11 protein-coding genes are annotated in these 12,806 nt (G+C 66.7%); 6 read left to right on the forward strand and 5 right to left on the reverse strand.

What is annotated here, in order from left to right; translation table 11 throughout:
• Positions 1 to 80: 80 nt before the first annotated feature.
• Positions 81 to 1,364: a cytochrome c peroxidase gene (locus EBS11_RS06915; protein WP_290601553.1), complete on the reverse strand. Its 1,284-nt coding sequence runs from the start codon at positions 1,362 to 1,364 to the stop codon at positions 81 to 83.
• 207 nt (positions 1,365 to 1,571) lie between these two features.
• Here EBS11_RS06915 and acpA point away from each other — a divergent pair, with 207 nt between their 5' ends.
• The gene (gene acpA, locus EBS11_RS06920) at positions 1,572 to 3,698 is read left to right on the forward strand and encodes an acid phosphatase (RefSeq protein WP_290601554.1); all 2,127 of its coding nucleotides are present in this window, start codon (positions 1,572 to 1,574) and stop codon (positions 3,696 to 3,698) included.
• A gap of 67 nt (positions 3,699 to 3,765) precedes the next feature.
• Here the strand turns inward: acpA and EBS11_RS06925 are convergent, their stop codons facing one another.
• Positions 3,766 to 4,722 (reverse strand): hypothetical protein, encoded by a 957-nt coding sequence (locus tag EBS11_RS06925; protein WP_290601556.1) that lies wholly within the window; start codon positions 4,720 to 4,722, stop codon positions 3,766 to 3,768.
• A gap of 167 nt (positions 4,723 to 4,889) precedes the next feature.
• Here EBS11_RS06925 and EBS11_RS06930 point away from each other — a divergent pair, with 167 nt between their 5' ends.
• A complete protein-coding gene (locus EBS11_RS06930; protein ID WP_290601557.1) occupies positions 4,890 to 5,765 on the forward strand; it encodes a hypothetical protein in 876 nt (291 codons plus the stop codon).
• Positions 5,762 to 7,264, forward strand: a complete 1,503-nt coding sequence (locus tag EBS11_RS06935; protein ID WP_290601559.1) for a hypothetical protein — start codon at positions 5,762 to 5,764, stop codon at positions 7,262 to 7,264. Before EBS11_RS06930 ends, EBS11_RS06935 begins: the two co-directional genes overlap by 4 nt.
• 62 nt (positions 7,265 to 7,326) lie before the next feature.
• Here the strand turns inward: EBS11_RS06935 and EBS11_RS06940 are convergent, their stop codons facing one another.
• Positions 7,327 to 7,746 (reverse strand): hypothetical protein, encoded by a 420-nt coding sequence (locus EBS11_RS06940; protein WP_290601560.1) that lies wholly within the window; start codon positions 7,744 to 7,746, stop codon positions 7,327 to 7,329.
• A 305-nt stretch (positions 7,747 to 8,051) separates the two neighbouring features.
• Between EBS11_RS06940 and EBS11_RS06945 the strand changes: the two genes are divergently transcribed.
• Positions 8,052 to 9,119, forward strand: coding sequence for a hypothetical protein (locus EBS11_RS06945; protein ID WP_290601561.1), 1,068 nt, complete (start codon positions 8,052 to 8,054; stop codon positions 9,117 to 9,119).
• Here EBS11_RS06945 and EBS11_RS06950 read toward each other — a convergent pair.
• Positions 9,116 to 10,075, reverse strand: coding sequence for a LysR family transcriptional regulator (locus EBS11_RS06950; RefSeq protein WP_290601562.1), 960 nt, complete (start codon positions 10,073 to 10,075; stop codon positions 9,116 to 9,118). The two genes, EBS11_RS06945 and EBS11_RS06950, sit on opposite strands and share 4 nt — an antisense overlap.
• 109 nt (positions 10,076 to 10,184) lie before the next feature.
• Here EBS11_RS06950 and EBS11_RS06955 point away from each other — a divergent pair, with 109 nt between their 5' ends.
• Together EBS11_RS06955 and EBS11_RS06960 are read left to right on the forward strand one after the other, a co-directional pair.
• Entirely contained in the window at positions 10,185 to 11,024 is an 840-nt protein-coding gene (locus EBS11_RS06955) for a phytanoyl-CoA dioxygenase family protein (protein ID WP_290601564.1), read from the forward strand.
• Positions 11,024 to 11,845 (forward strand): sugar phosphate isomerase/epimerase, encoded by an 822-nt coding sequence (locus tag EBS11_RS06960; RefSeq protein ID WP_290601566.1) that lies wholly within the window; start codon positions 11,024 to 11,026, stop codon positions 11,843 to 11,845. The genes EBS11_RS06955 and EBS11_RS06960 overlap by 1 nt, the downstream gene beginning before the upstream one ends.
• Here EBS11_RS06960 and EBS11_RS06965 read toward each other — a convergent pair.
• Positions 11,830 to 12,768 (reverse strand): LysR family transcriptional regulator, encoded by a 939-nt coding sequence (locus tag EBS11_RS06965; RefSeq protein WP_290601568.1) that lies wholly within the window; start codon positions 12,766 to 12,768, stop codon positions 11,830 to 11,832. The two genes, EBS11_RS06960 and EBS11_RS06965, sit on opposite strands and share 16 nt — an antisense overlap.
• Positions 12,769 to 12,806 lie beyond the last annotated feature (38 nt).

Genomic DNA, 12,806 nt, shown 5'->3' on the forward strand with positions numbered 1-12,806 from the left:
AAAATTTTCGAGCGTTCGCTAACGCACATAAAATCGGGCTTTTGTAGCGTATTTGTAAGCAATGGTATCTTGATATCTTTTTAGCCAGTCTTGCCCTGCGCCTTGCCCTGCACGGTCCCTGGCGCCTGGTAGCCATCCGTCAGGGTGCGCAGGAAAACAATCACGTCGGCGATTTCCCGCTCGTTCAGCGCCGGCGCCTGGCCCGGCTGGCGGTCGAATGGCGCTTCCACGTTCACGTTCGCTTCCAGTCCCGGCGGCAGGTCGTCATATTTGCGCACCTTGCCGTTCTTGTCCTTCGGATACCATTTTTGTGGCGCCGTATCGCGCTGCACGTAAAAACGCAGCACCTGCTCCAGGCTGGTGAAGCTGCCGTTATGGAAAAACACCTTGCGCAGCGCCACGTTGCGCAGGGATGGCGTCTTGAAGCTGCCGCAATACTCCTTGTGCGCCGTCAAATCGGTGCGGTCCGGGCCGCACAGTCCCATGTCGAAGTACGCGGGGTCCGCATTGGCCGGCAGCTTGCCATTGCGCGGCACGCCGATATTGATCAAGCCGTAGTCCGTAAACTGCGGGAAGGCGCCGCCCGGCGTGATCCGGCTGATATGGCAGGAGGCGCAATTGCCCTTGTTTTCATCGTTGAACAGGGCCAGGCCGCGCGCTTCCTGCGGGCTCAAGCTGGCCTGCTTGCGCAGGAAGGCGTCGTACTTGCTCGTGTAGGGATAGAAATCGGCGGGGCTTTCCTGGAACACCTCCAGCGACATGAGCGCCCAGCGCAGCGCCTGGCCCGGCTGCTCGAAGATATCCGCGCCATAGGTCTGGCGGAACTGCGCCGCCAGCGGACCGGCCTTCAGCTTGGCCACCACGGCCGCCGCGTCGCGGTTGCCCATCTCGCGCGGCGACAGCAGGGGCGCCAGCGCCTGTTCATGGCCCGACTGCGCGCGGCCATCCCAGTTGCGCCCGCCCGTCGGTCCCGCGTCGACGCTGTCGTCGCCGTCATCGTCGTGATAGTGCTCGGTGAAGGCGGGCGCATTCTGGAGGTAGCGCAGCGAGGGCGCCGCGCGCGTGCCCGCATCCTTCAATTCGGGGCCGCCCAGCTGCACCGCCAGGCCGTTCGGCGGGCCGTAGGCGTGATCGGGACTGTGGCAGCTGGCGCACGCCAGCTTGCCCGAGACGGACAGGCTGGGTTCGAAGAACATGGCCCGTCCCATGGCCGTCATCTGCGCCACGGATGGCTGGCGCTGCAGGGTGGGCGCATACGCGCCGGACAGATAGGCGGGCGCGGAGGCTGCGCGGGCCTCCTGCTGCGGCGCGGGCTGGCAGGCGGCCAGCAGGCCGGCGCACGCCGCCAGCAGCAGGAAAGGCATCGGTTTCATCATGGGAAAGGGGCGCGGCGAGGGAACATGGTCGGGCAGCGTAGCAGCGGCATGTGACCGCTGCATGACAAAACCCTGCGAAAAATCATGTATCAAAACCGTACATTACGTCATGTAACAGGGGCTGACATGTCACGCAGCGGACATATTCGGTGCCTAGCATGCGACGTTTTCCACCCAGAAGGCATGAACATGAACTTGCACGCCACAATCGCATTGCGTCCCGCCTTGCGTCCCCTCCCCTTGCTGCTGTCGCTGGGCCTGGCCGCCTGCGGCAGCGACTACGCCGTCACGCCGCACATCAACGGGCAGGTGATCGGCAGCTACTATGAAAACGCCCAGGTCTGCGTGGAAAGCAGCAGCGCCAAGCTGACCTGCGACAGCGCCTTCGCCACCGTGCGCACGGCCGCCGACGGCAGCTACAGCCTGGAAGGCCAGGGCCCGGTGCTCGTCACCGTCGGCACGGACGCCATCCGCCATGAAGCCATCGGCGACGCGGGCACCAAGGTCACGCAAAAACTGCTGCTGCGCGCCCCCGCCGGACATGGCGCATTCGTCAGCGCCCTGTCGACGGAACTGGTGCAGGTCATGGAAGGCAATGGCGGCGACTTTGCCGCCGCCAGCAGCAAGCTGGCCGCGCGCCTGGGCGTGTCCGAAGCGGGCCTGGCATCGGACTTCAACAAGGCCAGCGGCGACGAGCTGGCGAAACTGAAGGCGGAAAACGCCAGCGTGACGGCGCTGATCGCCAGCGCCAGCGCCCAGGCGGCACCGGCCGATGCCCTGGCCGCCCTGAACAGCTCCCTGGCGCTGAACAACATCCAGACCATCGTCGTCATCTACGCGGAAAACCGCGGTTTCGACAACCTGTACGGCCTGTTCCCCGGCGCGAACGGCGTGCCGGGCGTCAATCCCACCTCGACCGCCTCCTACGTGGCGCAGAAGGATATCGACGGCAGCACCCTGCCCGTGCTGCCGCCCACCTGGGGCGGCATGGCGGCAGCCGGCCAGAGCACCGTCATCACGCAGGCGCAGTCGGCCAACCTGCCGAACAAGCCGTTCCAGATCGACGACGTCAACAGCCCCCTGTACATGCCGCAATCGGTCATCACGCGCGACCTGGTGCACCGCTTCTACAACAACCAGATGCAGATCAACGGCGGCGCCAACGACAAGTTCGCGGCGTATTCCGACGCGGGCGGCCTGACCATGGGCTATTACGACGGCAGCAAGATGCAGCTGTGGGACATCGCCAAGCAGTACGCGCTGGCCGACAACCTGTTCATCGGCGCCTTCGGCGGCTCCTTCCTCACGCACCAGTACCTGATCTGCGCCTGCGCGCCCACCTACCCGAACGCCGACACCTCGGTGGCCAAGGGTTCCATCGCCAAGATCGACGTCGATGCCAAGGGCAACTTCGTGCGCCTGACGCCATCCGCCACGGCGCCAGCCACGGTGCTGAACGGCGCGCCCGGCTACGCCAACGACGGCGCGCTGACGCCGGCCGACAGCACGGGCATGTTCTACGCCGTGAACACCATGCAGCCGCCGTTCCAGCCGAGCAGCAACGCCCCGGCCTCGGGCGACAGCAGCAAGCTGTATGCGGACACGAGCAAGGCTACCACCCTGCCGCAGCAGACGCAGACGAACATCGGCGACTTGCTGTCAGGCAAGAACATCGACTGGGCCTGGTATGCGGGCGCCTGGAAGGACACGACGGCCCTGGCCACGGCCAGCGCGCGCGGCAGCAGCTTCCCCAGCCCGCCGAACTTCCAGTTCCACCACCAGCCATTCAATTACTTTGCCAACATGGACCCGGTGAAGGCGCCCGCCTACCGCGCCGCCCACCTGCGCGACTTCGACAGCCAGTTCCTGGCCGACGCCAGCGCCGGCAAGCTGCCGCCCGTGGCCTTCTACAAGCCGCAGGGTAATTTGAACCAGCACGCCGGCTATGCCAGCGTGGCCGATGGCGACGCGCACATCGCCAGCGTCATCGCCCAGCTGAAAAAGAGCCCGCAGTGGAAGAACATGCTGGTCATCGTCACCTACGATGAAAACGGCGGCTTCTACGACCACGCCGCGCCGCCGAAGGGCGACCGCTGGGGTCCGGGCACGCGCGTGCCGGCCATCCTCGTCTCGCCGTACGTGAAAAAGGGCTTGGTTGATCATACGCAATACGATTCGGCCTCGATCCTGCGCGCCATCACGCACCGCTTCTCGCTGCCCGTGCTCGACGGCCTGACCACGCGCGACAAGGCGCTGGTGGCCAACGGCGGCAAGCCGATGGGCGACTTCAGCGCCGCTCTCGCCCTGGTACCGCAAGAGTAAGCGCCGCTTCCGACGGCGTCACGACGCCCGCCCGGCCTGGCCGCGGCGGGCGTTTTGCATGCGGCCGTTACTGGCCCGGCCCCGGTCCCGGGGCCGCGTCCAGCAGCGAGCGTTCGAGCAGTTGCGACAAGGCCGTGCGCAGCGCCTGCGTGCGCGCCGCCAGTTCCGGGCGCTTGTAGCGCTCCGCGGCGATCAGGCTGTTTTCCAGGCAGACCCGGTCGCCTTTCGCCAGGCAGGCGTCGGCCGCGTCGAGCTGGGCGCTGGCCAGCGCCACTTTCACCGTGGCATCGAGTTCCAGGCTGTCCGCATCCTCGCCCCAGCGCTTCACATGGGCGGCCAGGCGCGTGGCAGCGACGTCCGGCTTGCCCGCATCGAGCGCCTGCCGGACGGCTGCCTGCGCCGTCGTCCACGCCTCCTCGCGCCGCTGTTTCTTCTCGCACGTGGTGGCGGCAGTCGTGATGCTCGCTTGCAAGCGTTTCAGCTGCGCCGCCGGCGCCTTGGCGCTTTTCAGCACGGCCAGCGCGCTGCGCGCCCCGTCCAGGTCGCACTGGGCCGCCAGGGCCGTGGCCGCCGCCACCTGCTCGGCCACGCTGGCCGGCTTGTCGGACGGCTTGTTGACAAACCAGATGCCCGCCAGCGCCACGGCCGCCGCGATCCACGTGCGCAGGCGCACGGGCGGGCGCGGCGGCGGCACCGAACCCCTGGCCGCCGGCTTCGCGGGCGGCGCCTTGGCTGGCGCGGCCGCCGGGGCGGCCGGCGGCACGGACGGCGCCGGCACGGGAGGCGGCACGGCAGCCGCTGCGGCCTGCGGCGCGGGCGCGGGAACATGGACGGGCAGCGGCGGCGGCATGCGCGGCGGCGGCGGCACGGGGTCCGGCATCACCGGGGCCGGCACCGCCACCTTCGTCAAAACAGGCGCCGCCCCCGCCTGGCGCGTGCCGCAAAACGGGCAATGCACCACGCGCAGCGGCAAGCTCCGGCCGCAAGCGGCACGGATGCAAACTTCATTCACTTTTTCAGACACGTTCCAACCTTTTCCTGGATTTACCCTGCTGCGTTCTGCCGCAATATTACCCCACGCAAGCACCGCCACGGCGCGCCCGCACAGTCATCCGTGGACTTGATGCTGATCAAGAGGCCGGCGCCGCCACGGCCTAAGCTACAAGCACAGGCCACCACAAGGAGATCGCCATGCCAGCCCACCTGATCATCGAAGACGGCAATCCCTGGTGGTGGGACAGTGCCGATATCTGGGTCGTGCCGGGCAATGATCCGAATGGCGCGCCCGGTGCGCCCATCGCCGGCACCAGCAATTACCTGTGGGGCCGCGTGCACAACACGGGCAACAGCGCGTCGAACGGCGTGCGCGTGGATTTCTACTGGGCCGATCCTTCCGGCCAGATCGCCGTCGGCGCCGCCACGCAGATCGGCTCCGCGTTTGCCGACCTGCCGCCAGGCGCCACGCAGGAAGTGCTGTGCCTGGTTCCCTGGGTGCCCGTCATCGTCAACGGCGGCCACGAATGCCTGCTGGCCGTGGCGCACGGCGCCGGCGACATCAACCCGCTGCCCGATCCCTTGCCGAACGGCTTCCTGTTCCAGCCCACGCAGCACGACCAGATCGCCCAGCGCAATGTCACCGTGGTGCTGGCCGCGCGCCGCGCGCAGCTGCTGGCCATCCGGGTGGCTGCCCTGCCGCGCCAGGCCAGGAAGGTGGCGCTGCACCTCGAATATGGCGGCGACGTGCCGGCACGCCTGCTGGCCACCCTGGGCCTGGGCAAGCTGCGCCCGGCCAAGGCGGGACTGGTGAAGGCGGGCCTGGCGCTGACGCCCCATTGCAACGGCGAGGCGCCGGACGCGCAGAAACTGGAACTGGACGTGCCGCGCGGCCAGGCCGTGCCCGTGTACCTGAACCTGCGCCCCGCGGTGCTGCCCGAAGGCGAATACGCGCTGCTGCGCGTGCTGGAAACGCAGGACGGCAAGGTCACGGGCGGCATCACTTACCTGGTCGTCGAGCAGGGCGGACAGCGCCATGCCGGTCAGGACAGCCAAGAGGAGCAAGCATCATGAGCGACACGCCCATGCAGGTGCTGACGCGGCCATTCGCGATCGAGCCCGTCACCAATATCATGCTGCCGGACGGCATCTTCGACAATGCCATCTATGGCTTGCGCATCGCCGCCCACGTCACGAACATGTCCAGCAGCCCGCTGACGAACGTCACGGTGTACCTGGAAAGCGTGGGCGACCCGGGCATCGCGCCCGTGGCGCGCACCTTTTTCTTTGCCAGCGTGCCGGCCGGCGCGGCCATGCTGGTCATGTGGGATGCCGACTTCCAGCACGCCACGCCCGGCAAGCGCCTGGTCAGCTTCGTCGCCAAGGCCGACGGCTACACGCCGCGCCGCTCGATCCAGCAGATCTTCGTCTCGCAGACGCGCTTTGACAACACGACCAATACCTATACCTGCACGGTCGAGGAAGGCACGCTGGAGCTGTCCAAGCCGCAGGGCCACCTGCCCGGCAAGCGCTGGGGCAGCACGGGCGGCGACGGAAAGGAATGCCGCTGCCCGCCCGATTTCGGGCCCGTCGTGCCCACCGGCATGACCCTCGTCTGGACGCCGAATCCGGCCTATGCGGGGCCGCATGGCGAGCTGCCGTTTTCCGACCCGTGGTGGAAGATACTCGCCATTATCATCGCCATCGTCGCCGCGCTGGTAGCCATCATTGCCGCCGCGCTCGGCGCAGGCAAGGCCAGCTTCAGCGTCGGCGGCACCTTCGAGGAAACGGACCCCAGCGTGCACTGCTGCACGCCCAAGGGCGCCGCCTCGGGCAAGCCGGAATTCACGGTGGCGGGCGTGGCGTCGGCCATCGCCTCGGGCGCCATCGTCGCCGCCTGCTCCGATATAGCCGATCCGTTCTGGCGTGGCCAGGAAGCCACACCGCCGGCCGCCGGCGAGCTGACCCTGGCCGAGCGCGTGGTGGCGAAGTGGGTCTTGCCCGAAGCGCCGAATGCGGGCCTGCCCTACACGGCCGACATCAGCTGGCAGTATGAGCGCTTTACCACGGGCGCCAGCTACCAGCACGCCGTGAGCGAGACGCAGGTCAATGTCCACGTGGCCGGTCCCGTGGAAACGGACAGCCCGCCCGTGGTGCAGGCGTTCGAACCCCTGTGGCTGCGCGCCAGTTTCAAGCGCGACAATGGCGACGTCTTCCGCGGCACGGAGCTGTATGCCTTCGTGCTGTTCCAGGCGCCGCAGGGCCTGTTCTTCGTGGAACAGCTGACGGACGATGGCCTCGGCTTCGATCCCGGCGCCAACGACGGCGTCTACGCTGCCAGCCTGGACTTGAAACTGGCGTACCGCACCCTGCTGCAATTCGACCAAGAAGTCTATGGCACCTGGCGCGTGTTCGTCTTCGCGCAGGACGTCAACCTGACCAAGCCGGGCACGCCGCCGGAAATCGCCGCCCAGCATATCGGCGGCATGTTCGTCGCCAGCGCCATCGAGATCACCTTCGACGATACCCTGCCCTGCCCGCTCAAGGCGCAGGCGAACATCATCGTCGTGTAAGGCAGGGGAGCTGGCGCGGGCGCGGGGCAGGCAACGACGCCCCGGAGGCTATGCCGGCCGCTTTAGACTTTGACGCTGTCGGGTTTCGCCATGACCGTGCGCGGGATGATGTCCGTTTCCGGGCACGTCGCCATGGCGTCCGAATACGCGAGCCAGCGCTGCAGGCTTTCCATGCGGCGGATGGTGATGCCCTTGCCATTGATGTAGCCGATCTGCTCGAAATTGGCGGGGCTGGTGGTCAGTTTCGACACCGTGGGCGCATTGTCGACGAGGCGGTCGTAAGCCTTGCGCGCCTTGTGCTCCCACTTGGCCAGCACGGGGTCGTCGAAACGGTTGCTTTCAAAATACACGGTGATGGTGCGGTCGTGGTTGGCAAAGCCGACGATGGCCGCCCCTTTGCGTATGGTCAACAGGACATCTTCCTTGACGCCCGTCACGGGCACGAACACGGCGGCACGCCCATCCGTATCGGGCCGCTCCATGGGAATATCTTGTCCAATTATGCTCATCGCATCACGCTCTTTGTCATTGCCTGTTGGCTTGTTATATGTATGCCATCCTTCGCTGAAACCGCGCCGGGCACGCGCGGGTCCGGCCACGGCATCAGGCCGCTTCCCGGCCGCGGCCATGCTGGCAATCAAATAATACATTGCCGTAGGGCACTACACAAGAAGATCGGGGCGGTGGCACCAGGCGCGCCTCCGCCGGATGGGGAATGGCGACGCATGCGGCGATCGCCTTATAATGCCCCGCTTATCTACTCAATCCGCATGACGACCTCGCCACCATGACGCTTCCCGAAAATGACACCAGCCGGCTTGACGCCATCAGCGCCGCCGCCACCGAAGTAGCCGCGCAAAACGTGGCCGACCTGCTGGCCATGGCCATCTGCCACCGGCCCGACGAACCGGCGCTGGTTGTCTGCGACAAGCGCAGCTGGCTCAATGTCGTGCTGACGGACGCCTATCGCCAGGCCTTGCCGGATGCCGCCTTCATCGATTTCGACGACGTCACGCCCGACGCCGTGCTGGCCGCGTTTGCCGAACTGCCGGCCGGCAGCCTCGTCGTGCTGATCCAGTCGACCAGCTTCCGCCTGGAAGCGTTCCGCATCCGCATCGAGCTGTTCAAGCGGGGCCTGAAAGTGATCGAACACGTGCACCTGTCACGCATGCCCGGCGTGCAGGGGCTGCACTACATCGCCTCGCTGGCCTACGACCCGGCCTACTACCGCGGCGTGGGCCATGCGCTGAAGGCGCGCATCGACGGCGCCCGCCACGGCATGGTCGACAGCGGCGGCGAGCAGCTGGTGTTCGCCTCGCCGTTCGAATCGGCCAAGCTGAATATCGGCGACTACCGCGGCATGAACAATATCGGCGGCCAGTTCCCGCTGGGCGAAGTGTTTACGGAAGCGCAGGACCTGGAAGCGGTGAACGGGCGCGTGCGCATCTTCGTCTTTGGCGACACGCACTTCATGGTCAACCGCCCCGATACGCCGATTACCCTGATCATCGAAAAGGGCCGCGTGACGGGCACGGAGCACGCCACGCCGGAATTTACCGCCATGCTGGAAATCATCCGCGCGCATGAAGGCGAAGTGTGGGTGCGCGAACTGGGCTTCGGCATGAACCGCGCCTTTTCGCGCGAGCAGCTGGTCAACGACATCGGCACGTATGAACGCATGTGCGGCATCCACCTGTCGCTGGGCGCCAAGCATGGCGTCTACACCAAGCCGCAGTTCAAGCGCAAGGATGCGCGCTACCACGTGGATATCTTCGCCGTCACCGAAGCCGTCTACCTGGACGACGAGCGCGTCTACGCCGATGGCGCGTGGACGGTGGCACCGGTGGCGTACTAACTGAAAAAATCGGCCGCCGCCAGCTCGCGGTCCCACGGCGGCACGGGCTGGTATTCCGCCACCAGGAAATCGATCAGCGCGCGCACCTTGGGCGACATCTGGCGGCTGGCAGGATACAGGGCGCTCAGGTGATTCAGGGGCAGTTCCCATTGCGTCAGCACGGGCAGCAGGCTGCCCTCGAGCAGGCTGCGCCAGGCGAGGAAGGTGGTGCTGTAGACGATGCCCAGTCCCCGCTGCGCCGCCTGGTGCAACACCAGGCCATTGTTCGCCGTGAAGCCCGCCTGCACGCGCACGCTCACTTCCTCGCGCCGCTCTCCCTCTCCCCGCTGGAAATGCCAGTTCGTGCCATCGGTCAGGTGGCTGAAATGCAGGCACTGGTGGTTCAACAAGTCTTGCGGCGCCTGCGGCATGCCCCATTGCGCCAGGTAGGCGGGACTGGCGCACAGCACGGCGCGGCACGGCGCCAGCGGACGCATGGCCAGCGCGCTGCTGTCCGGGATGCCGCCGACGCGGATGGTCAGGTCAAAGCCGTGGCGTATCGGGTCGAGCAGGGCGTCGTCGACAAAAAGTTCGGCCCGCACCTGCGGATGCTGCAAACTGAAACGGGCGACGGCGTCCGCCAGCCACGCGCTGCCAAAGCTGGACGGCGCCTGGATGCGCAGCGGCCCGGCCAGTTCCGCCCCCGCTCCCGCCTGCGCCACGTGCGCCACCATGCGCGCCGCCTCTTGCGCATGGCTGACGGTGGCCATGCACGGCGCCAGGTAGGCGCGGCCCGCGTCCGTCAAGCTCACTTCGCGCGTGGAACGGTGCAGCAGGCGCGCCGCGAGGCGCTCCTCCAGCTGCATGATGGTCTTGCTGACCATGGCCCGGGTCAGGCCCAGGCGTTGCCCGGCCGCCGTAAAGCTGCGCAGGCGCGCCACCTCGACAAAGATTTCCATCGCTTTCAATTGATCCATATCAAAGATTGTCTGCGTTTTGGCGACAATCTGTCAACCACCTGTCGATTGTTTGCGTCCATCGTCCCACCTACAATGGCGCCTTCTACCTACTTACGGAGCCGCCGCCATGCTGACAATTTCTCAACAAGAACAATATCAACGCGACGGCTACCTCATCCTGCCCGATTTCAAGGGCGCGGACGAGATCGCCGCCCTGCGCGCGCGCGCCGAGCAGATTGTCAACGAATTCGATCCCAGCCAGAGCCAATCGATCTTCACCACGCGCGACCAGGCGAAGAACACCAACGATTATTTTCTGGCGTCGGACAACACCATCCGCTGCTTCTTCGAGGAAGAGGCCTTCGGCCCGGACGGCCAGCTGAAGCAGGCCAAGTCGCTGTCGATCAACAAGATCGGCCACGCCATGCATGACCTGGACCCGGTCTTCCGCAGCTTTTCGGCCGACCCGAAACTGGCCGCAGTGGCGCGCGACCTGGGCCTGGCGGACGCGCAGGTGTGGCAATCGATGTACATTTTCAAGCAGCCCGGCATCGGCGGCGAAGTGCGCTGGCACCAGGACGCCACGTATTTCGAAACGACGCCCGTCAGTGTGACCACCTTCTGGTTCGCGCTGGAAGACGCGACCCTGGACAACGGCTGCCTGTGGGCGGAACCGGGCGGTCACCGCGGCCCCTTGCGCGAGCGCTTCATCCGCAACGGCGACCAGGTACGCGTGGAAAAACTCGACGCCATGCCCTGGCCCGACGACAGCACGGCCGTGCCGCTGGAAGTCAAGGCGGGCGCCCTCGTCTGCTTCCACGGCTTGCTGCCCCACTACAGCGCGCCGAACCGCTCGCCCGTCTCGCGCCACGCCTACACCCTGCACGCGACGGACGGCCAGACCGAGTATGCGGCGCACAACTGGATCCAGCGCGACGCGGCCTTCCCCGTGCGGGGCTTCGTCTGATGCGCATCGAAGTCTACGCCGCCCACTGGGGCAATAACGAGCTGGCGCCCGAGGTCTTCATCGACAAGGTAGCGGGGGCCGGCTTCGACGGCATCGAGATGTCGCTGCCGCTGGACGCCGCCCTGCGCGAGGAATGGACGCAGCGCATCGCGACGGCCGGCTTGCAGCTGATCGCCGCGCAGTGGGAAACCGTCTTCCACAGCGATTTCGAGCTGCATCGCGCGGCCCTGGCCGAACTGCTGGAAAACGCCTGTCTGGCGCGCCCCGTGCTGGTCAACACGCACACGGGCAAGGATTTCTATACGCCGGCGCAAAACGCGCAGCTGCTCGACCTGGCCGCCGCCGTCTCGGAAAAGCACGGCGTGCCCATCGTGCATGAAATCCACCGCAGCCGCTTTTCCGGCCACCCGATGCTGCTGCTGCCCTATCTGGCGCAGTATCCCGCGCTGCCATTGACGGCCGACCTGTCGCACTGGTGCTGCGCCTGCGAATCCTTGCTGGAAGACCAGCCGCAGACCCTGGCGCAAGTGCTGCCGCTGGTGCGCCATGTACACGCCCGCGTGGGCCATGCGCAAGGCCCGCAGGTGGCCGACTTCCGCGCGCCGGAAGCAAAAGCGGCGCTCGACGCCCACCTGGCCTGGTGGGACGCCATCGTCGCCCTGCGCCGCGCGGCCGGTGCCGAGCGCATGACCTTCACTCCGGAATTCGGCCCGGCGCCGTACACGCAAACCCTGCCCTGGACGCAGCAGCCCGTGAGCGACGCGTGGGAACAGAACGTGGCCATGCTGCAGCTGCTGCGCCAGCGCTATCCCGCGGAGTGAGAAAGCTGCGGAAGCGGCGCAAAATTGGCCTGCACGAAATCGATGAAGGCGCGCAGCGGTGCCGGCAAATGGCGCCGGCCCGCATAGTATAAGAACGGGCCGGGAAAGGGCATCGCCCAGTCTTCCAGCACCGGCTGCAGCTGGCCCGCATCGATATACGGCTGCAGCCACTCTTCAAACAGATACACCAGTCCATGGCCGGCGACGGCCATGCTGACCGCGAGGTCGGCCGCCGTCGGCGTGACGATCAATGGGCCGTCCGGCTCCACGCTCACTTTTTGCCCGTCGCGCTCGAACTCCCACGGTGGAATCGCGCCACTGAGGAATTTCCCCAGCAGGCAGGCGTGCTGCAGCAGGTCGCGCGGATGCTTGGGCACGCCCCGCTGCGCCAGGTAGGACGCTGCGCCCGCCACCGCAAAGCGCTGCGTGCGGGGGCCGATCGGGATGGCGATCATGTCCTGCTCCAGCCGCTCGCCATAGCGAATGCCCGCGTCGCAGCCACTGGCGACGACGTCGACAAAATTATTATCGACCACCAGCTCGACCCGGATCTGCGGATAGGCGCGCAGGAACTGGTCGACCATGGGCTGCAAGAAGAAGCGCGCCGCTATGACGGGCACGTTCAGGCGCAAGGTGCCGCGCGGGCTGTCGCGCAAGTCGTTCAGCACATCGAGCGCGCTGCTCACTTCATCGAGCGCGGAGCGCAAACGCGTCAGCAGCAATGCGCCAGCGGCTGTCGGCGTGACGCTGCGCGTCGTGCGTTCCAGCAGGCGGATGCCCAGTTGCTGCTCCAGCCGGCGCAGCGCCTCGCTCAGTGCCGACGCGGACTGGCCGCTGGCGCGCGCGGCCTGGCGAAACCCCTGGTGGCGGGCCACCAGGGCAAAGGCGGCCAGGTCGGCCATGGAAGGACTGTCTGCATGCATGGGAACTCTCACTGTGCGTAATTCACTGTACGTAATGC

The organism is Janthinobacterium sp., from assembly GCF_009923995.1.
Classification (GTDB): Bacteria; Pseudomonadota; Gammaproteobacteria; order Burkholderiales; family Burkholderiaceae_D; genus Janthinobacterium.

What these genes read in the sequence shown, in the direction of transcription:
- EBS11_RS06915 (WP_290601553.1), bottom strand. Translation starts at nt 1,364, where the DNA reads ATGCCTTTCCTGCTGCTGGCGGCGTGCGCCGGCCTGCTGGCCGCCTGC.
- EBS11_RS06930 (WP_290601557.1), top strand. Translation starts at nt 4,890, where the DNA reads ATGCCAGCCCACCTGATCATCGAAGACGGCAATCCCTGGTGGTGGGAC.
- EBS11_RS06935 (WP_290601559.1), top strand. Translation starts at nt 5,762, where the DNA reads ATGAGCGACACGCCCATGCAGGTGCTGACGCGGCCATTCGCGATCGAG.
- EBS11_RS06940 (WP_290601560.1), bottom strand. Translation starts at nt 7,746, where the DNA reads ATGGAGCGGCCCGATACGGATGGGCGTGCCGCCGTGTTCGTGCCCGTG.
- EBS11_RS06945 (WP_290601561.1), top strand. Translation starts at nt 8,052, where the DNA reads ATGACGCTTCCCGAAAATGACACCAGCCGGCTTGACGCCATCAGCGCC.
- EBS11_RS06950 (WP_290601562.1), bottom strand. Translation starts at nt 10,075, where the DNA reads ATGGATCAATTGAAAGCGATGGAAATCTTTGTCGAGGTGGCGCGCCTG.
- EBS11_RS06955 (WP_290601564.1), top strand. Translation starts at nt 10,185, where the DNA reads ATGCTGACAATTTCTCAACAAGAACAATATCAACGCGACGGCTACCTC.
- EBS11_RS06960 (WP_290601566.1), top strand. Translation starts at nt 11,024, where the DNA reads ATGCGCATCGAAGTCTACGCCGCCCACTGGGGCAATAACGAGCTGGCG.
- EBS11_RS06965 (WP_290601568.1), bottom strand. Translation starts at nt 12,768, where the DNA reads ATGCATGCAGACAGTCCTTCCATGGCCGACCTGGCCGCCTTTGCCCTG.